The following is a 398-nucleotide window of genomic DNA, read 5'->3' on the forward strand; positions in this document are numbered from 1 at the left end:
AGGTAATACTACCATGACCACGCTCGTTACAAACACGTTTATTATCACATTTTTTAAACCTAATTTCTTTACCTATACGAGCATTAAGCGGCTCACCATTGCGAGCTTTTACTTCAGCCATATATTTTAAGTTTATCCGTAAAGCTTTTGCATTTTGTTTTTGCAACTCAGGCGATATGTTTCTCTTTTTACCCATAGTTTCACAAATAATCGTTTCGTACTAAAAAAGAGGTTGCTATTTTGCGCACTCCGCTAGTCGTTTTATATATCTCATCAGATTTTATAACTCCTTCATCAATCCAGCGTTGTAAACCCGATTTTGATTTTATAGGCAATACATCTATCTCTAATATTTGCTTAAATGTTAGGTGTGTTTTTTTAGTATACCTACGGCGTAA

1 protein-coding gene is annotated in these 398 nt (G+C 34.2%); it reads right to left on the reverse strand.

What is annotated here, in order from left to right:
* Positions 1 to 200 precede the first annotated feature (200 nt).
* Positions 201 to 398 (reverse strand): hypothetical protein (locus DC53_RS22830; RefSeq protein WP_206075186.1); only part of this gene is annotated, 198 nt, incomplete at its 5' end.

The sequence above is a fragment of the Pseudoalteromonas fuliginea genome, from assembly GCF_000690055.1.
Taxonomy (GTDB): domain Bacteria; phylum Pseudomonadota; class Gammaproteobacteria; order Enterobacterales; family Alteromonadaceae; genus Pseudoalteromonas; species Pseudoalteromonas fuliginea.